17 protein-coding genes and 1 pseudogene are annotated in these 16,908 nt (G+C 61.7%); 6 read left to right on the top strand and 12 right to left on the bottom strand.

Annotated elements, in window-relative coordinates; all coding sequences use genetic code 11:
* Positions 1-31 precede the first annotated feature (31 nt).
* The 5 genes and pseudogenes from JQ46_RS04240 to JQ46_RS04220 all read right to left on the bottom strand — a co-directional run bounded on the left by JQ46_RS04240 (position 32) and on the right by JQ46_RS04220 (position 4,143).
* Complete coding sequence (locus JQ46_RS04240; RefSeq protein ID WP_034985718.1) at positions 32-598, bottom strand: TetR/AcrR family transcriptional regulator; 567 nt, start codon at positions 596-598, stop codon at positions 32-34.
* 54 nt (positions 599-652) lie between these two features.
* Positions 653-1,345 (bottom strand): ABC transporter ATP-binding protein, encoded by a 693-nt coding sequence (locus JQ46_RS04235; RefSeq protein ID WP_034985716.1) that lies wholly within the window; start codon positions 1,343-1,345, stop codon positions 653-655.
* A pseudogene (locus tag JQ46_RS04230) lies at positions 1,342-2,490 on the bottom strand (ABC transporter permease). The gene JQ46_RS04235 and the pseudogene JQ46_RS04230 overlap by 4 nt, the downstream one beginning before the upstream one ends.
* Before the next feature lie 136 nt (positions 2,491-2,626).
* The gene (locus JQ46_RS04225) at positions 2,627-3,304 is read right to left on the bottom strand and encodes a YoaK family protein (RefSeq protein WP_034985713.1); all 678 of its coding nucleotides are present in this window, start codon (positions 3,302-3,304) and stop codon (positions 2,627-2,629) included.
* Positions 3,305-3,366: 62 nt separating this feature from the next.
* Positions 3,367-4,143 (bottom strand): MerR family transcriptional regulator, encoded by a 777-nt coding sequence (locus JQ46_RS04220; RefSeq protein ID WP_034985710.1) that lies wholly within the window; start codon positions 4,141-4,143, stop codon positions 3,367-3,369.
* Between the two features lie 187 nt (positions 4,144-4,330).
* Between JQ46_RS04220 and JQ46_RS04215 the strand changes: the two genes are divergently transcribed.
* The 4 genes from JQ46_RS04215 (at position 4,331) to JQ46_RS04200 (ending at position 8,403) form a co-directional block, all read left to right on the top strand.
* Complete coding sequence (locus tag JQ46_RS04215) at positions 4,331-5,647, top strand: metallophosphoesterase family protein (RefSeq protein WP_034985709.1); 1,317 nt, start codon at positions 4,331-4,333, stop codon at positions 5,645-5,647.
* 91 nt (positions 5,648-5,738) lie between these two features.
* Complete coding sequence (locus tag JQ46_RS04210; protein ID WP_034985707.1) at positions 5,739-6,242, top strand: 2'-5' RNA ligase family protein; 504 nt, start codon at positions 5,739-5,741, stop codon at positions 6,240-6,242.
* 167 nt (positions 6,243-6,409) lie between these two features.
* A complete protein-coding gene (locus tag JQ46_RS04205) occupies positions 6,410-7,648 on the top strand; it encodes an MFS transporter (RefSeq protein WP_034985706.1) in 1,239 nt (412 codons plus the stop codon).
* A gap of 98 nt (positions 7,649-7,746) precedes the next feature.
* Positions 7,747-8,403, top strand: a complete 657-nt coding sequence (locus tag JQ46_RS04200; RefSeq protein ID WP_005293158.1) for a hypothetical protein — start codon at positions 7,747-7,749, stop codon at positions 8,401-8,403.
* On the opposite strand, the gene JQ46_RS04195 is transcribed toward JQ46_RS04200, so the two are convergent.
* From JQ46_RS04195 to JQ46_RS04175, 5 genes are all read right to left on the bottom strand, one after another.
* On the bottom strand, positions 8,396-9,274 hold the full coding sequence (locus tag JQ46_RS04195; RefSeq protein WP_005293156.1) for a patatin-like phospholipase family protein: 879 nt from the start codon (positions 9,272-9,274) through the stop codon (positions 8,396-8,398). The genes JQ46_RS04200 and JQ46_RS04195 overlap by 8 nt on opposite strands.
* A 64-nt stretch (positions 9,275-9,338) precedes the next feature.
* Positions 9,339-10,274 carry a DUF808 domain-containing protein gene (locus tag JQ46_RS04190; protein ID WP_034985704.1) on the bottom strand — a complete coding sequence of 312 codons (936 nt, stop codon included), beginning with the start codon at positions 10,272-10,274 and terminating at the stop codon, positions 9,339-9,341.
* Positions 10,275-10,289: 15 nt separating this feature from the next.
* Positions 10,290-11,006, bottom strand: a complete 717-nt coding sequence (locus tag JQ46_RS04185; protein WP_034985703.1) for an SDR family oxidoreductase — start codon at positions 11,004-11,006, stop codon at positions 10,290-10,292.
* A gap of 88 nt (positions 11,007-11,094) precedes the next feature.
* Positions 11,095-12,900 (bottom strand): hypothetical protein, encoded by a 1,806-nt coding sequence (locus tag JQ46_RS04180; protein ID WP_237744719.1) that lies wholly within the window; start codon positions 12,898-12,900, stop codon positions 11,095-11,097.
* Between the two features lie 30 nt (positions 12,901-12,930).
* Complete coding sequence (locus JQ46_RS04175) at positions 12,931-13,659, bottom strand: DUF4232 domain-containing protein (protein WP_034985702.1); 729 nt, start codon at positions 13,657-13,659, stop codon at positions 12,931-12,933.
* Between the two features lie 240 nt (positions 13,660-13,899).
* Between JQ46_RS04175 and JQ46_RS04170 the strand changes: the two genes are divergently transcribed.
* A complete protein-coding gene (locus JQ46_RS04170) occupies positions 13,900-15,069 on the top strand; it encodes an acyl-CoA dehydrogenase family protein (RefSeq protein ID WP_034985701.1) in 1,170 nt (389 codons plus the stop codon).
* A gap of 75 nt (positions 15,070-15,144) precedes the next feature.
* The gene (locus JQ46_RS04165; protein ID WP_034985700.1) at positions 15,145-15,357 is read left to right on the top strand and encodes a hypothetical protein; all 213 of its coding nucleotides are present in this window, start codon (positions 15,145-15,147) and stop codon (positions 15,355-15,357) included.
* A gap of 10 nt (positions 15,358-15,367) precedes the next feature.
* Here JQ46_RS04165 and JQ46_RS04160 read toward each other — a convergent pair whose 3' ends face one another.
* Both JQ46_RS04160 and JQ46_RS04155 read right to left on the bottom strand, forming a co-directional pair.
* Entirely contained in the window at positions 15,368-15,991 is a 624-nt protein-coding gene (locus JQ46_RS04160) for a DUF402 domain-containing protein (protein ID WP_034985699.1), read from the bottom strand.
* Positions 15,992-16,142: 151 nt separating this feature from the next.
* Positions 16,143-16,829, bottom strand: coding sequence for a hypothetical protein (locus JQ46_RS04155; RefSeq protein WP_034964388.1), 687 nt, complete (start codon positions 16,827-16,829; stop codon positions 16,143-16,145).
* Positions 16,830-16,908: the final 79 nt, after the last annotated feature.

Genomic DNA, 16,908 nt, shown 5'->3' with positions numbered 1-16,908 from the left:
AACAGCAGAATCAGGCAGGTGGTTCGGCGAATTAACCTGTCACAATGGCGCGCGCCATGCGGTGCAGTGTTGCCGTTGCTTGTTCGAGGTCTTCGGGGGTTTTTGCTATTTCTGACGCCCTTACCACCGCCGCATTCAGCAATCCGATGTCGATGGAGGAAACACCGGGGCAGAAGCTACCCACGATCTCTTTGAAGCCGGCGTGCGATCTCTGCACCTTTTCCTCGGCGAACGCTTCCGGGAAGTGCTGGGCGGCGGCCATCAGAGGGCCGTGGGAGCCGTGAACGAAGAGATCGAGCATCGCGTCCACGTAGGAGCAGATGCGTTCTTCGGGCTCTGGCGGGGCGGCTTTGACCTTGTCTTCCAGCTGGTCATGCCAGGTTTCGCTGTTAAGTACCAGCAGTTGAACCATCAGGTCATGCTGGGAGGAGACGTAGCGGTAGACGCTCGGACGGGCAAGGCCAACCTCGGCCGCCACCTCTGCCAGGGAGGGAACCTTGCCGCCGCCAGTAACGATCAGCCGCTCGGCGGCCTCCAGCACCGCGCGGTGCTGGACCGCGCGGTGCTCCGCTACTGTCGTCTCCGTGATCTTCGGCATGGTTCCCTAGTTTACTACCCGCTTTTCGGCCTGCGTACAGGCCTATTTGGATGCCTAGTTGGAGGCAGCGCTCAGGCGCCCGTCGACCATCTCGTAGACCTTGTCGCAGTGGTTTAAGACCTCGTGATCGTGGGTGACCATCACGCCCGCGACGTTAAATTCGTGGCACTCGCGGGCCAACAGCTCCACGATTTCCTGCGAACGCTTGCGATCCAGAGCCGCGGTGGGCTCGTCGACTAGCAACACCTGTGGGTCGCCGACGAGAGCTCGGGCGATGCCCACCCGCTGACGCTCGCCACCCGACAGATTTCCCGGACGGTGCTTAGCTCGGGGCGTCATACCAACCTTCTCCAACAGCTCCGCACCAGAGTAACGACCGTGCTTACCCATAACGCGCGCGGCGAGCTCCAGTTGTTCCTCGGCGGTGAGGGCGCCCGGCAGACTGCCGGAGGATTGAAAGACGAAGCCGATGTAGTCGCGACGAATGCGGGCTAGTTCCTTGTCGTCGTAGTTGGTGATGTCTTCGTCGCCGATCTTGACGCCACCCGCGGCCGGGTTGGTCAGCGCTCCAGCGACGGCCAACAGCGTGGACTTACCGGAACCGGAGGGGCCGACGACGGCGACGAACTCTCCGGGCTCGACGGTCAGGTTCACCTTGTCCAACGCGGTGATCTGGGAATCACCGTCGGTGTAGGTCACCGTGACGTCTTTAAGTTCCAGGGCGGGAAGATGCGGGGCGGGGCTCATCGGTTTTCTCCTAGGGCTGCGAGCGGGTTGGTGCGGGTGACGCGGACGACGGCGATCAGTGCGCCGATCAGGCCAGATACGAAGAGGATCGCGCTGCCGCTGAGGACGGATCCGAGTTCGGTGGCGTAGGGCATGGCCGTGGTTTCCAGGAGGCTCCCGAGGCCAACGGCAATAAGTGCACCGACGATGACGGACGCACCCAGAATGATGACGGCTTGGCCCAGGCTGTCGCGGAGCAGGAAGCCCTTCGTGGCTCCCATCGCGCGCAGTGCGGCGATATTGCCGGCACGCTGGATGGTCCACACTAGGAAGAAGGCGCCGGTCACCAGGGCGGCGATGACGTAGAGGAACCATTTGATCATGGAAAGGGTCATCATTTCGGCGGTGTAGCCAGGGGAGGAATCGAAGCTTTCCTTGAGGATGCGGACGTCCAGGCCGGAGGCGTCGGAGAGCGCCCCAGTGTCTGGCTTATCCTGCGTGCTGGCGGCGATGACGGATATTTCCTTGTACGCCTCCGGGCTTACCTCTTCGCCCTTACGTACGCCGGCGTGGATTTCCTGCCAGACGTCGAGGGGCAGGTAGGCGGCATCGACGTGGCCGAAGGTGCGCTGGCCATCGGTGAAGCCGACGACTTTCAACGGGATCTCAAGGCGATCGATGGTGATGGTGTCGCCTTCTTTGATGCCTTCGTCTTGGAGGGTGGAGGACACGACGATTTCGTGCTTGGTTTTGGTGGGGGCGCCGCCGTTAGGGGCGGTGCTTTGTTCCGGCAGCCCCTCTGGTGCGATGAAGGAGTCGGGCTTTACTCCGAGGAGGGTGAGGTCGACGGCCTTGCCGTTCTGGTTGTGAGCGTTTGCAATGGTTAGGCCCAGTGGGGCGGCCTCTTCCACTCCGTCGATGTTGGCGAACTTGTCGGACTCTGTGATGTCGATGACGGAGCGGGTGAAGGCCGAATCGGTCTGGGTGCCATCGGCGAAAGCGATGACGTCACTATCCATTGCCTTCAGGCCGGAAACACCGTCGTTAACCAATCCGGCTGTGAGGCCGGAGATGATGACGACCAGTCAGGACATGAGCGTCAACACAACGCTCATGAGAAGGGACCGGGTGCGCGCAAAAAGCATTTCGCGCAAGGCTAGAAACATGATGAAACTCCCTGGGGTTGAGGTTGGGGAGGTGAGCGGTTGATCAGTCGCTACACAGACTTTAGCAACGATGTGTTGCCAAGATAAAAACAGGGTGTTTCTAACCTTTGTGGAGTGTGTGTTGATCAGTCCTTTACTAAACCGCCAGCCCACGGTTGCGCCGCCATTGGCGGTACACCAGTGCAGTCACGGTTCCCGCGTACAGCATGCCCGTCACTACCAGAACCGCATGCAGGCCCACCTGGACATACATCCAGCCGCCCAGCAGCGCTCCGCAGGCAAGCGCCATCCACAGAGCGAAATAGCGCAGCCAATCCAAGTGCGGGCCGCCGAAGAGTGCGGCCACGAACCGCTGAGACATCTTCACTAGCGTGCCCGTCATGTATGTCAGGGAAATGCTTACCTCGCCGTCGCGCTCGAACGTGGAATTCATAGCGCCCACGGTGAATGACAGGCTGTAAACCGCCCACTGTTCGTGCCCGGTCAAAACCAGTACTGAGGCAATCGTCGAGGTGGCACAAATGAATAGCAGAATTGCCTCGCGTGTACGCGTCCGGGGCAGATAGCGCCGCCCTAACTGGCTGATTAGTGCCCCAATACCCACGCCGACCAGGAACAGAACCATTACCCCGCCGGCCGTCATCGCGACGTCCCATTTTCCCGCATTCACGGCGGCTGTCAGGCGCGTGGTGTTACCCGACATGAACGACAGGAAGTACCCGCCCAGATACAAAAAGCCCAGCGTATCTACGAATCCTGCGATAGAGGATAAGTAGATAGCCAGTGCGTGTTCTCCGGTGCGGTAGCCTTTCATGGCGCAATCGTAGCAACCCCGATGCAGCTCCGGCGCCTAACAAGCTCGGTTAGCTTCCTCGACTAGTCATCCCAGGTGGGGTTGGTGATTCCCTCCTGCTGGGCACGATGTTCCACCAGCGAAAGCAGGTAATCCTGTGCTCCCTGGTACGCCTCGGCAAAACGCTCGTCGGCCACGTACATCCGCGCCAGAATCAGCTGCCGCGAGGTCGTAACCTCGTACCACTGGTTAATCGTGGCGCGGTGCCGCTCCACGAGGGCTTGTGCTTCTTCGCTATCGGGGGTGACGCCACCATCTCGGGCGGCTACCAGATCCGCCACGAAGCGGTCGTGGTCGGCCTTAACCTCCTGGAAGTCGCCGTCAGTCATAGAGGCCAGCTTTTCTTGAGACTGCTGGTATTCCGGGGTGTCGCCCCAACGTTCGCGAGCTTCCTCCTGGTAAGCGGGCATCTTCTCGCCGAAGTACTGCTTGATCTTGTCCATTTGTTCCATGGTGTATCCCTCCACTCGGGTTGTTGTTATCAAATCCTCGACCGCACGCAATTGGCTCTCCACCTCGTCGCGCTTGCGCGCCAAGGCTTCCCGGTGGGAGCGGAGAGCACGGTCAAGGGCAGCATCGGAAGGCGCTTCAATCAGGTCGGGAATCTCCGCCAGCTTGAAGCCCATGTTCCGGTACAGCACAATGGCCGCGCCGATGCGCAGATCTTCCTCGGTATAGAGGCGGTAGTCGCCCAATGTGCGCCACTGTGGGCTGAGCAGCCCAATGGAATCCCAATGGCGCAGGGCTTTGGGCGTCACACCCAAAAAATCTGCAGCATCACCAATCGTGTATTCGGTCATGGGCTACATCCTTTCGGTTGCCGCAACGGCAAGGTCAAGTGGCAAGGTCAAGTGGAGAGTCCAAGCGGTGGAGAGGGAAAACGCGAAGTTGTTATGAATTCATCTTCAGGAAACCCTGCGCTTACCTGCTGGCGATAGCTTATGGAGGTTCAATTCTCGCAGAAACAGAAAAAGGAGCACCCTCACCTTGTCCCATAATTCGTCCTTTGATTCGCCGTCTAACTCTCAGCAGCCAGAAGGCCGGAAGAAGCTCAAGCGGTTCAATGTAAACCGCCGGAATTTCCTGGCGGGAACTGGAGCGTTGGGCGTCACCGCTGCACTTGCACCGGCTGCGCAGGCACAGGCGTGGAACTCGTCGGCAGGCTCGCTGGCCGGTTCCAGTTTTGGTTCAGGCCGTGGCAACGGCGGCAGCGGTGGCGCCAACAACGGCGGCACGGACACGCCGCTGAAGTTCAACGGCGACGGTAGGTTCAAGATCGTCCAGTTCAACGACACTCAAGACGATCACCTCACTGATCGCCGCACCATCGAGTTCATGGGCAAGGTGTTGGACCAGGAGAAGCCGGACTTCGCGCTGATCAACGGCGACGTGATCTCCTCTGGTCCCAAGACCACCGAACAGGCATTCCAGGCCGTCAACAACGTAGTGCTGCCGATGGAATCCCGCAAGGTCCCATGGGCCATCACCTTCGGCAACCACGACGAAGACTCGATGGAAGACGGTACCCAGGCCGACGAGGTCGCGCTGCTGAACTTCGTGCGTAAGTACAAGTACAACCTCAATGTCGCAGACGATCCGATTCACGGCGAGTCCAACGTATCCCTGTTGGTCCAGGGCAACGCCAACCCGAACCCGGCTTTCGCTATCTGGTTGCTGGATTCCGGTAACTACATCGGCGAGGAGCTGGCGGGGCAGGAGACCAAGGAGATCCCCGGCTACGACTACATCCACAGCGACCAGATCCAGTGGTACCGCGATACCTCCCGGGGTTACGAGGAGCGCTACGGCAAGAAGATTCCAGGCCTGATGTACTTCCACATCCCGACCTACGAGCACCGCGACATGTGGTTCGGCGGTCCGTACAACAACGACCTCATCAAGCACGGCGAGGCCAAGAAGCGCCATGGCATCGAAGGCGTGAAAAACGAGGACGTCTACGTCGGCGCCTTCAACCCCGGCATCTACACAGCCGTCCGCGAGCGCGGCGATGTGCTGGGCATCTACTGCGGCCACGACCACATCAACTCGTTTAACGGCAACTACTTCGGCGTAGAGCTGGGCTACTGCCCGGGCACCGGCTTCGGCCCCTATGGGTTGAAAGACGGCACCTGGTCCATGCACACTCTGCGCGGCGCCCGCGTGTTCGAGCTGGACGAGGCGGATGAACGGGTCTACAAGTCCACCCGCCTGGTTTTCGCCAAGGAGCTGGGGCTGGATATGAACCCGAAGAAGCAGCCGCTGGAAAAGCCGGCCGACCTTCCGGAGTACGTGTCCTTCAAGTAGCGCGGCGCCGGGGTCTGTGCCGCCGGGTTTTGCGCCGCCGGGCAACGCGACGCACCGGTGGTCTCTGTGCAGCCAGCTAGGATAGGGAGCAATGTCCGTCAATTCCCCTGAGAACATCCTGCTGAACCTGCCCGACGAGCAGGCCGCCACCGTCCGCGGCATCTTCGACGAGCTCGCCGCCCGCGGGTTCCCGTCCCAGCGCCAGACTCCGCACATCACGGTCACGTTTTCCCCGAGTATGGCCCCGCACGTCGTGGAGCGCGCCCGCGAGATCCTGCCATCCGCCGTGCCCTCGGAGCTCAGCCGCCGGGGCGTGGTCGTCTTCGGCACAGGCAAGAAGCAGACCGTGGCGTGGTTACTCGAAGCCACGGATGAGCTGGAAAATGCCGCCCGCGAGCTCAGCGCACTCAACCCGGATGGTCGCGGCCCGCGCTGGGTGCCGCACCTCACGGTCGGTTTAAGGTTGCCGCGGGATGTTGTTCCTTCTTATATTGACGCCCTGTCTCAGATCACACCGCGAGAGTTAAAGTCCATCACTGCAGCTGAGGCGGCGTATTGGAGGCCAAGTGTGGGGGAGCGTGTGGTGCTTGCCTGATGCCTGGTGGCGGGTTGGGGGCCTAGGGGCGTCACAAAGAAAGCAAGAAAGAACTGAACCCTGTCTCACTGAGGCTGCAGATGTTTGGTAAGCTGCTTCGCGTAAAAATTCACGGCTGATCTAACGGGAGCCATAGACCGTAGCTAAAACCACAACTTCAGAAGAAGGTGTCTCTTACGTCCGCGTCAGCGAATAAACCGAAGAATCTACACGAAGACCCCAACGCGCAAGGGAACGCCACAGCGAAGGAGCCGGTTGTCACACCGGCTTTTGTCTTTGCATGGTTAGTTAACTTCGCCCAGTTCATGATCTTCTACGTCCTCGTGACGACCATGGCGGGCTACGCCGTCAAGGAGTTTGCGGCCAATAACGCGAGCGCGGGCCTGGCCTCCAGTGCCTTCGTTATCGGCGCGACGGGGGCTCGCGTATTCTCGGGATTCCTGGTGGACGCGGTGGGGCGGCGGCGAGTGCTGTTCACCGCGCTGGTGCTGGTCATCGTGACCTGTGCTTTCTACATTCCCGCGAACTCCCTGGGGCTGCTGATCGCCGTGCGCATTATCCACGGCATCGGATACGCCTTCGCCAGCACCGCAGTGATGGCCGTCGCCCAGTCCGTGATTCCCAATGCACGCCGCGCGGAGGGCACCGGCTACTTCGCTCTGGGGACCACACTGGCCACCGCGATCGGCCCGGCGCTGGGCCTATGGCTGGTGGGTTCCGTTGGCTACACCACCATGTTCCAGGTCGTGGTGGGCATGTCCATCGTGGCCTTCCTGCTGTCCCTGCTGGTTCGTTCCCCAGAGCCCAAGGGGGCGGATGCGCATCATCACCGGCCGACCTTTAGCCTCTCGGCCATCGTGCACCCGAAGGTCGCGCCTATTGGATTCTTTATGCTGCTGGTCGGTATCTGCTATGCAGGTGTGATCACCTACCTGAATAGCTACTCCGAGGACAACGGCCTGGTCACCGGCGCCAAATACTTCTTCCTGGCCTATGCACTGGTGACCCTTGTTATGCGCTTCGTGCTGGGCAAGATTCAGGACCAGAAGGGCGACAACATCGTTATCTACCTGGGCTTGGTAACCTTCGCCATCGCACTGGTTGTCCTCGCGTTCTCGACTCAGGACTGGATGGTGGTCTTGGCCGGTGCGCTGACGGGCTTGGGCTATGGTTCGCTGATGCCAGCCGCGCAGGCAATCTCCGTCAAGGCAGTCGAGCCGCACCAGATGGGCGCGGGCATTTCCACGCTCTTCTTGCTGCTGGATGTCGGCGTGGGCTTTGGCCCGATCCTGCTGGGCATGATCGTTTCTGCCACCAGCTACCAGGCGATGTACACGATGCTTGCTGGGTTGGTCGTCGTCAGCGCCGCAGTGTACTTCCTTGTTCACGGCCGGAAGGTTAGCTAGAGTTCGCTAGAGTTCAACCCCTCCTTCCCGCGCCCTGACCCAAGATTGTTCAGGTAGATCGTTCAGGTGCTGTGGGAGCCACCGAAAGGATCCCCCGCATGCTGCACGCCGTGAGCTTCGCGTTGGCCGATTCCGTCAACGTGCTGCTCATCGGCGTGCTTTTCGCTGTCGCGGTGATGCACCCGAAGCCGCGCCGCTACGCGCCCATCGCCGCAGTGCTGGTGGCGGGGGACTGGTTCGGAGTGTTCCTGCTGTCGCTGGCTGTGTTGCTGCTGTTCAACGGGATTTCGGATGCCGTGCAGACCGCCTTGGCCTCGCCGATATTTGGTCTGGTCCTCATTGCGGTGGGTCTTCTAAGTGCCTTCTTGACGCTACGAGGCGGCGATCCCACCCCCATGATCAATCGTCTGGCCCGCCCCCTCCGCCGAGCGTCGTGGGGGACCTTCCTCTCGGGCATGGCCCTGGGAATCGTCCAATCCGCGACGTCCGCGCCTTTCTTTGCTGGCCTGGCGTACTTGAGCACCGTGGGAATCAGCTCTGCGGCGAAATACTTTGCGGTCTTCCTCTATGCCACGCTCGCGCTGAGCCTGCCGGCGCTGTCTGGCCTGGCGCTGGGCTTTGTTCTGCGTAAGCCGGAAAGCGCACTGGCTCGGTTCATCGATGGGCTACGCCATAGAAAGGAACAGATGGTGGCGCTGGCGGGCTATGTGGTGGCGGCGATGCTCATCGTGCTGGGTTTGCTGAGCATCATTTAGATTCGCCCAGAAACTCCATCCACGTTTCCCATTCGCGCTTGGTCTGCTCCAACCCGTCGCTCCAGGATTGCTTCAGGCGTTCCAACCGGCGCTCGGTATTGCTGACGTTCATCTTCTCCGGGTAGAACACCAACGCCTGGCCCTTGGCCTCTAACTCCGCGATCTTGTCGGAGGCTAGGTTGTATTTCGGCGGCCGGTCGATCATTGCCTGGGCTACGGCCGGGCGAGAGCGTAGTAGTGACTTAACTAGCTTTGGGCTCCGTAGCGCGGGGCGGACGTAGCCCTTGGGCTTGGTGCGCAGCACCAGGAACTTCTCAAAGCCATCCTCAATGGCGGCATCGATCAGCAGGCCACCGGAATCTCCGAGGGCACCATCGACATAATCCACCCCGTCGATGGTGGGCACGGGCATGAGGCCCGGCAGGGTAGAGCTGGCGCGGACCTTGCGCATGAGATCCGGCAGGTCTTTGATGTCCTCGCGGCGCCAATAGACTGTCTCGCCGTTATCCGCACGGGTCGCGCCGATGCATACCTGGGAGTTCGAACGCTGGAAAGTTTCCCAGTCGAAGGGCAGATCGTTGCCGGGTGCGCCAGCGGTCTCGTAAATGTACTCCGCGTTGAAGTAGCCGGTGCCCTTGAGTAGGGACTTGAACCCGCCGGTCTTTGGGTGTCCACCGAATTCCACGAAGGACTCGCGGGCTCGCTTCCTATCGCCAGAAAGGAAGTTCACGGTATGGGAAGCTCCGGCACTGATGCCGCCGACCCAGCCGAACTCGATATTGTGCTCCAGCAGCTGGTCGATGCAGGCGGCGGTGTAGCTGTTGCGCATGCCACCGCCCTCGAGCACGAGGGCTACGTCCTTCGCAGACAAGAGGTGAGCCTCCTTAGGCTTCTAGCGGAATTCTGTATTTACATGTGTAGCGCACCTGCAGCGCTTAGCGGGCGCGCAGTTTCTTTACCCCGCCGACCACCACGGCGATGAGTGCGCCGACTAGCAGGCCGAACAGCAAGCTGAAACCGGTCTCCATCAGCCAGGTTACCGCGCCCCCGAGGTGCTCAAAGTTCTCCACCACGTGGTGCACCGCCTGGTAAGGCCAGTGCAGGCCCAGCTCATCGAAGCCAACCAGCAGGATATGTCCACCGACCCACAGCATGGCTAGGGTGCCGATGATGCCGATGGCGGTCAGCAGTTTTGGCATTCCTTTGACCAGGAACAGGCCGAACTTCTTCATCCCCTTGCTGGCGCCTTCCTTGTTGGCGAGGGCAAGTCCGATGTCGTCGATCTTGATGAGTACGCCCACCACGCCGTAGACGGCGAAAGTGACTATGAGGCCGACCAGGATCAGCACCAGGGCGCGCGTCAAAAGTGGCTGGTCGGCAACCTCGTTCAGGGAAATCACCATGATCTCCGCAGAGAGGATCAGGTCGGTGAGGATCGCCCCGCGCACCAGTGCGCTTTCGGACTGGTCTTTCTCCTCATCGCCATCGTCTGATTCTCCCTCGCCGTGGCTACCCAGACCTACCTTCTCCAGGACTTTCTCAGCGCCTTCGAAAGAAAGGTAGAATCCGCCGAGCATCAGCAGGGGAGTCAGCGCGCCGGGCAGCAGCCAACTCAGTAGCAAGATGATCGGCAGGATAATAATCAGCTTGTTGACGAGGCTGCCCTTGGTGATCTTCCAAATGATCGGCAGCTCGCGCGCGGGGGATACCCCAGCGACGAACTTCGGGGTGACGGCGGCGTCATCAATAACAACCCCAGCCGCCTTCGTCGAGGTACGCCCGGCGATGGCAGCGACGTCATCCGTCGTGGCCGCGGCCTTTTTAGCGATAAGCGCAATGTCGTCTAGTAGTGCCGCAAGGCCAGCTGCCATGAAATTCTCTTTCTCTTAGACCGATCGGTTCTCGGCGTGTGCGTCGAGGGCCTCGGTGATGGGGGTGTCGCCCGTGTTGAACTCGATGAAGTGGCCGACCAGGTTCGGGCGATCCACAACCTCGGCGATGACGGCGGCCACGTCGGCGCGGGAGACCTGGCTGGCCTGCAGCGTGTCGTCGCCGTTGGCGGTGCCATCAGCCTTCGGGGAGCGTGTTTCGATCTTAGCGGTCGGCTCGTCCATCGTCAGCGCAGACGGGCCGACGATCGTCCACTTGGTGGAAGAAGCACGCAGGTGGTCGTCCGCGGCGGCCTTCGCCTCGCAGTAGGCGAACATCGAGTGGTCTTCCGGCACACCGTGATCGGCGCGGGAATTGAAGTAGCTGACCATGACAAAGCGCTTGGTTCCGGCGCCGTCGATGGAGCGGATCGCCGCATCGCGGTCCACACGGAGGGTGCGCTCATCGTCGCCGCCGCCCACACCCGCGGACCAGATGATCACGTCCTGATCGGCGAAAAGCTTCTCGAAGCCAGCCACATTCAGCTGCTCTATGTCCTGCACCACGGCCTTCGCGCCGGTGGCCTCCACGTCTGCCACGTGATCGGGGTTGCGCACCACGGAAGTGACCGTGTGGCCGGCCTCTACAAGTTTCGGAGACGCCAGCAGCGCCACCTTGCCGTGGCCTCCGAGGATCATGACGTTCTGTGCGTTCCGTGCGTTCTGGGTCGACATCTGTCAGCGCCTCCTAGAAGTGCGTTTTGGTTCGTTCCTAAGCACCTTCAACGGTACGGAAAGGCACACTATTCCAGCTATCCCAGCTTTAGTCCGCCTTCGCCACCAGCGGACCGATGCCACCCGCCCCGATGCAGACGTATTCGTCAGATGCACCGGAATCCGCTTCTGCTCGCACCAGCAGGATTCCGCCACCACCGGAAACCCGCACCCAGCGGGGCTTGAGCTCCGTGCCAACGTGTACATCGACGGCACGGCTCTTGGTCTCCTTGGCATCCTCGAGCCCGTTGGGGGTGGTGATGGTCAACGTCATATCCGTGCTGGCTGTCGCGTTCAGCTGCCACGTCCAATCCCCGAACGGCAGTGCGTTATCCAGCAGGATAGCCTGGGAGTGCCCCGCGGCGATGCGCACCCCGCACTCGGGTTCTTTACCTGCGGTGCTTGTTGCGGACGCCACCACCTCCGCATCCACAATCTTCCCCGACTCGTCGATGATCCGTGGTGGCTCGTCTACCTGCGTTGCCGCGGGCTGGCCAGTCAGCGCGGAGACGCGGTCGTAGGGGTGCACCACCGGGGTGAGAATGTCCAGCGGAACCGGCTGATCCAGCAGTTGCGGCGGTTCCCCCGAACCGTCCAACTTCGTGGAGGTGCGCAGGTTGGCCAGGTAGTCGGCGGTCCGGTCATTGCTCCACGTGCCAACCCAGGTGTAGGTAGAGACGATGCTGATGGCCACAGCACTGAGAATCGCGCCCACCCCAACCCAGCGGGAGCGCGCGGCCGCGAAGCTGGGGGTGGGGCGGTTGGCGACGTGGGGGCGTCCATAAGAAAGGGAGCAACAACCTACCACCAGCACGGCGAAGGTAAACCAGTCCGCGAAGTAGTGCATAGAGGAAAGCAGCAGACCAGAGGTGCCGGTGCTGTTGCGGGCGCGGCCAAGCAGTATGTAGATGGCGGCCAGATAGCCGAGCACCAGGAACAGGCCGAGAAGACGGTGGCGAGTATCGCGGCGCAGCCAGAAAGCGGCGAGGGCGAGCAGCAGGATAGCGCTGGCGACACTCCACCACGTCGGAGCGGTGGCGAAAGTGCTGGAGGGCGACCAACGATCCCACGACAACGGGCCACCCAGCGCGCCGGGGATCACGGTGGCGAACAGGCTATTGGGCAGCGCCGACCACAGCGACTGGCTATTCGACTCCTCGCGCGGCAGAGGTGAGAGGGTGAGGAAGAGCAGCGACCAGACGACAAAGAGCGCGCCGGGCGCAGCGAAGAAGCGGGCGATGTCGCGCCGGGCCATGCCTGCCAGCACAGCGAGGGCGAGGGCGGCCGGGACGATCGTCAGAGCTTTTTCCGTGAACAGCAGGGCTAAAAGCAGAAACCCGGTGGCGCACAAGGAGTAGCGGGGGAGAGACCGGCGCGCGGAGAGCAGGCACACCATGAATCCCGCCATGCCGATCTGCCAGGCCAAGGCGTTGATGCCTGCGGACCACCAACCGGCGGCGTCCATGAGGAAAGGGCTGAAAAGGAGCGCGGTGTAAAGCCCCAGGGTGGCGAGGCTGCGGCCGGCGAGCTGCACGCACACCTTCGCCCAGAGTGCCGCGGCGAGGGCGCTGAGCAGCATCAGCACAGTGACGGGGAGCCACCAATTGAGCGGCGCAATTCGATGGGCTAGCACCTGCACGAGTGCGGAAGCCGGCATGAGGTGCCCATCGTAACTGGCGAAATAGTCGCCGAGGGAACCGCCGCTGAAGGTGGCGGGGATGAGGAAATCATCCCAGTAGAACGTGCGCTGGCCCAGCTGGAGGCCACGGACGAGGAGGGAGAGCAAAGCCACCGCAGCCAGCCATGCGGTGAACCGGCGGGGTGCGGCGCGGGAAGAGCTGTGGAGGGAAGGCACGGTGGGCGGGGCGTGGGCTTGTGGGCGGCGCTACTCGCTGGCTTGGTCGCCTTGGCCGGTGCCGGCCTGGCCGCTTTGATCGCCCATGCTGACGGGTTGTACCGACAGGTACTCGACTTCCCCGGAGCAACCCTCCAGGTTCTTCATCGGCACATAGGCGGCCTTGGTCTGCTCCGGTGGGTAGACACGCAGGCCGTCAGCATCCTGGGGCTTGCACTCCTGCGGATCCAGGGCGCCGACCTGAGTGATTTTTACGGGCGCGATGGCCGATGCGCCGGGGTCGAGTTTTACGTCCTTGCTGGGCACGTCCTTCTCCCGCTGCGCGGGCTTGCCCAGCTGGGTGCCGTTGTGGTTTGCGACCATGGATACGCCCGGGAAGCCACGCATCGAGCACGGCTTGGAGGAAGTGTTCTTAAAGACGACGTTGACCAGCGTGGAGCCGGCTGCGCCCTGCGAGTCGGCGGTGGTGATCTCTAGATCATTGGTGGCACACATGCCGCCCTTGCCCACGGAGCCGTCTTCGGCCTTACTGTTGGCTGCGCCGGTACTGGCAGTGCTGTGATCAGTGAGGGATTGGGCAGAGCTTTCCTCTGCGGATTCCTGGGTAGACGCTGCGTTGGAGGGAGTGGTGTCCTCGTCATCGCAGGCGGTCAGGGTGAGTGAACCACCGGCAAGTAGCAGGGCGGCTGCACCCGCGGCCAGGGCGGAGCGGGGAGCGCGGGATCGGGAGATAACCGGACGACGACGAAGGCTCTTCATGGATAACACTGTAAACACAAGGTATGTATGTGGCCAATGAGATTGGCGTTTTGTTACCGAATGGTGAGCGGAAAGTGATGTAGCCGTATCCGGGGAGGGGAGTACTGAGGGGGCGGCCGTAGCCGTATGTAAGGTTCTTTATGTAAATATCGCTTTCAGATCACCGAATCGCCGGAGCGCATTACACTCGGTGGGAAAGAACGTTCTCAACTTCACTGCTAGAGAGGCGAAGAATTAACCATGGGCTTCAACCCTGATTTCGAACCATTCCGTCTGCCCGACGAGTACCTCGCACTGCGCGAGGCTATCCGCGACCTGGCTGAGCAGCAGATCGCTCCGCACGCCAAGGACGTTGACGAAGAAGAGCGCTTCCCGCAGGAGGCCCTAGAGGCTCTGAACGCCGCGGGCTTCAACGCTATCCACGTTCCGGAGGAGTACGGCGGCCAGGGTGGCGACTCCCTCGCAGCAGTCATCGTCATCGAAGAAGTTGCCCGCGTTTGTGGATCTTCCTCCCTCATTCCGGCCGTGAACAAGCTGGGCACCATGGGCCTGATCCTGCAGGGCTCCGAGGAGCTGAAGAAGGAAGTGCTGCCGGATATTGCTAACGGTGCGATGGCCTCTTACGCGCTCACGGAGCGCGAGGCTGGTTCTGACGCCGGCGCGATGAAGACCCGCGCTGTCCGCGACGGCGACGAGTGGGTTATTAACGGCTCCAAGTGCTTCATCACCAACGGTGGTAAGTCCACCTGGTACACCGTGATGGCCGTGACCGATCCGGAGGCTGGCGCACGCGGCATCTCTGCGTTCATGGTGAACAAGGACGACCCGGGCTTCAGCGTTTCCGGTTACGAGCACAAGCTGGGCATCAAGGGTTCCCCTACGGCCGAGCTGCTGTTCGAGGACTGCCGCGTTCCGGCTTCCCGCATGATCGGCGAGGAAGGCACCGGCTTCAAGACCGCTCTGCAGACCCTGGATCACACCCGTCCGACCATCGGCGCGCAGGCTCTGGGCATTGCCCAGGGTGCGTTCGACCAGGCTGTCGCTTATGTGAAGGAGCGCAAGCAGTTCGGCAAGGCTATCGCCGACTTCCAGAACACCCAGTTCATGCTGGCTGACATGAAGATGAAGATCGACGCCGCCCGCCTGATGATCTACACCGCGGCTTCCAACGCGGAGCGCGGCGTGGCTGAGGATGGTGCCAAGCTGGGCCTCATGGCTGCAGGCTCCAAGGCCTTCGCCTCTGACATCGCTATGGAGGTCACGGTGGACGCCGTCCAGCTGCTCGGCGGCTACGGCTTCACCCGCGACTTCCCGCTGGAGCGCATGATGCGCGATGCGAAGATCACCCAGATCTACGAGGGCACCAACCAGATCTGCCGTATGGTGATGGGCCGCCAGATCCTGGCGTAGCCGGCCGCAGCCCGTTCCCAGGGGGGGGGGAAGGCTCCCGCAATGTAGCTACAGCGACAAAGGGTCTGAGCAGGCTTGGATGATGCTTTCGATGCAGATCTAGGCGGCGAATGTGAGTATGCGTTGATGTTTGCGGTGTTATTCAACGACGGCACCGAGGTGGTTATCGCACCTGACATGCTGGACAAGATTCTTTCTCTATTCTCACCAGGAAGCGAGAACGGCGAGTTTCTGCGTGAGCATTTGCAGGAATGCCGCCCGGACTATGTAGAACGACCTGTGCAATAAGCACCGCATCTTATCCGTAGCCCCAACGCACGCCCTGGGTGGCCAGCCAATCGGCCACGCTGCCGTGTTCGTGCAGCCCATCCAGCAGCCGCTGCGTGGAATCCAGCGCTCGGCGGGCCTCGTCGGCGGTGATGTAACCCGCCAGGAGTGCTTCGCCCAACTCGTCCAGGTCCAGCACCTGGACTTGCGCCTTTGAGGATGTGCCCGGGACGTAGCTAGAGCTCGACTGAGTTCGTTCCGGAGAAGGGGTCTTGCGGAGGTGCGTCACCACATCCACGTAAATGTCGCGGGTGCGCCAGGTTGGTGGGGTGGTGGCGTCATCAATCTCGATGAAGGCGATGTCTATATAGAGGTCCTGCGTGGGCTCGATCCCGTCGAAGAAGTGGAATTTGTTGAGGCGAATGTCCAGGTGGGGGACTAGCCAGGATTCAAGGTAGTGGAACCGCGGGTGGCCGGGAGTGGGGCGGCGCATGTAGAGCACTGGGTTGGGGTGGGCAGTGCCAGACTGCACGGCCGCGGGCTGGTTGGGGGACAGCTCGTAGGCGTCCACGGCGCGTTCGAAGCCCTTCGGGTCGATGTTGATCGCGCGGGAGAGGTCGAAGGTCTCTTGCTTTACTTTGTGCAGATCAGCCATTGTTCTGTGTGGTTGTGGCTAGTAGTGCGGGCGGGGTTTGGAAAGGGGGCTAAGCGCGGTGAGGTGTGGGTAATGGATGCGGATATGCAAAAGGCCGCGCAGATATGCGCGGCCGAGGGGGCTTGCGCCCCGGGAGTCTAGGCGAAAGCTACTAGACCTGTAGCAGTGCCGCGGTCGGCAGGAAGTTGCAGTTGGAGTAGCCGGACTCCTTCTCGTGAGTGGTCACGCCACCCTCGAGCAGGGCGATGACGGTGCCCTTGCCGGTCTTGGCAACACCGTTGACGGTGGCCGGGCCCTTCGGGTTGATGCCGGTGAAGCCCAGCGGGGTGCGGCCCATCTTGCCGGTGTTGATGTTGATCCAGTGGACGTTCATCGCGGTGGTCTGCTTCTTAGCAACCGTGCCGGTGCCCATTGCGGTGAAGACGAAGTTGACCTCGCCGGCGCCGACGCCTGGCAGCGGGAGCTTCGCCGGGCCGGGCACGCCCATCGCGGTGCCGACGGCCTTGTTCTTGCCACCGATGCACTTGCCGGAAACGGTCGGCCAGCCGAACTGGGTGAACGCCGGGGCGTTCTCCGGAACGTCAACGCCCGGCTTGCCATCGCCACGGAAGAAGCCGACCAGCTTCTTCAGGGAAGCCTTCACGTTCGGCGGCAGCTGCGGGTTGTTGGCGAAAGCCTCGATCTGATCCAGGACGTGTGGCGCGGGGCGGCCCAGGTGATCAATGGAGCCCTGTACCTGGGCGCCGGCGGTAGTAGGAGCCACCACGGTCGGGACTGCCAGTGCGCAGGCAGTGGTCAGTGCAGCGGCGGCACGGGTCAAGCGTCGAGAGAAAGCCACGGTGAACCTTTCGGGGTTTTTATCTAGTCGTCTTAAATGCGTTTAAACAGAAGATGGAAACCACATTAGTCACATCTGT

The organism is Corynebacterium jeikeium (genome assembly GCF_000738175.1).
Lineage (GTDB): Bacteria > Actinomycetota > Actinomycetes > Mycobacteriales > Mycobacteriaceae > Corynebacterium > Corynebacterium jeikeium_C.
The sequence above is the reverse complement of the archived record's forward strand: the minus strand, read 5'-3'. Positions and strand labels throughout refer to the sequence as shown.

Bases quoted from the DNA above. Each gene is read 5' to 3' on its own strand.
- JQ46_RS04240 (WP_034985718.1), bottom strand. From the start codon at position 598: ATGCCGAAGATCACGGAGACGACAGTAGCGGAGCACCGCGCGGTCCAG.
- JQ46_RS04235 (WP_034985716.1), bottom strand. From the start codon at position 1,345: ATGAGCCCCGCCCCGCATCTTCCCGCCCTGGAACTTAAAGACGTCACG.
- JQ46_RS04225 (WP_034985713.1), bottom strand. From the start codon at position 3,304: ATGAAAGGCTACCGCACCGGAGAACACGCACTGGCTATCTACTTATCC.
- JQ46_RS04220 (WP_034985710.1), bottom strand. From the start codon at position 4,143: ATGACCGAATACACGATTGGTGATGCTGCAGATTTTTTGGGTGTGACG.
- JQ46_RS04210 (WP_034985707.1), top strand. From the start codon at position 5,739: ATGTCCGTCAATTCCCCTGAGAACATCCTGCTGAACCTGCCCGACGAG.
- JQ46_RS04200 (WP_005293158.1), top strand. From the start codon at position 7,747: ATGCTGCACGCCGTGAGCTTCGCGTTGGCCGATTCCGTCAACGTGCTG.
- JQ46_RS04190 (WP_034985704.1), bottom strand. From the start codon at position 10,274: ATGGCAGCTGGCCTTGCGGCACTACTAGACGACATTGCGCTTATCGCT.
- JQ46_RS04185 (WP_034985703.1), bottom strand. From the start codon at position 11,006: ATGTCGACCCAGAACGCACGGAACGCACAGAACGTCATGATCCTCGGA.
- JQ46_RS04175 (WP_034985702.1), bottom strand. From the start codon at position 13,659: ATGAAGAGCCTTCGTCGTCGTCCGGTTATCTCCCGATCCCGCGCTCCC.
- JQ46_RS04170 (WP_034985701.1), top strand. From the start codon at position 13,900: ATGGGCTTCAACCCTGATTTCGAACCATTCCGTCTGCCCGACGAGTAC.
- JQ46_RS04160 (WP_034985699.1), bottom strand. From the start codon at position 15,991: ATGGCTGATCTGCACAAAGTAAAGCAAGAGACCTTCGACCTCTCCCGC.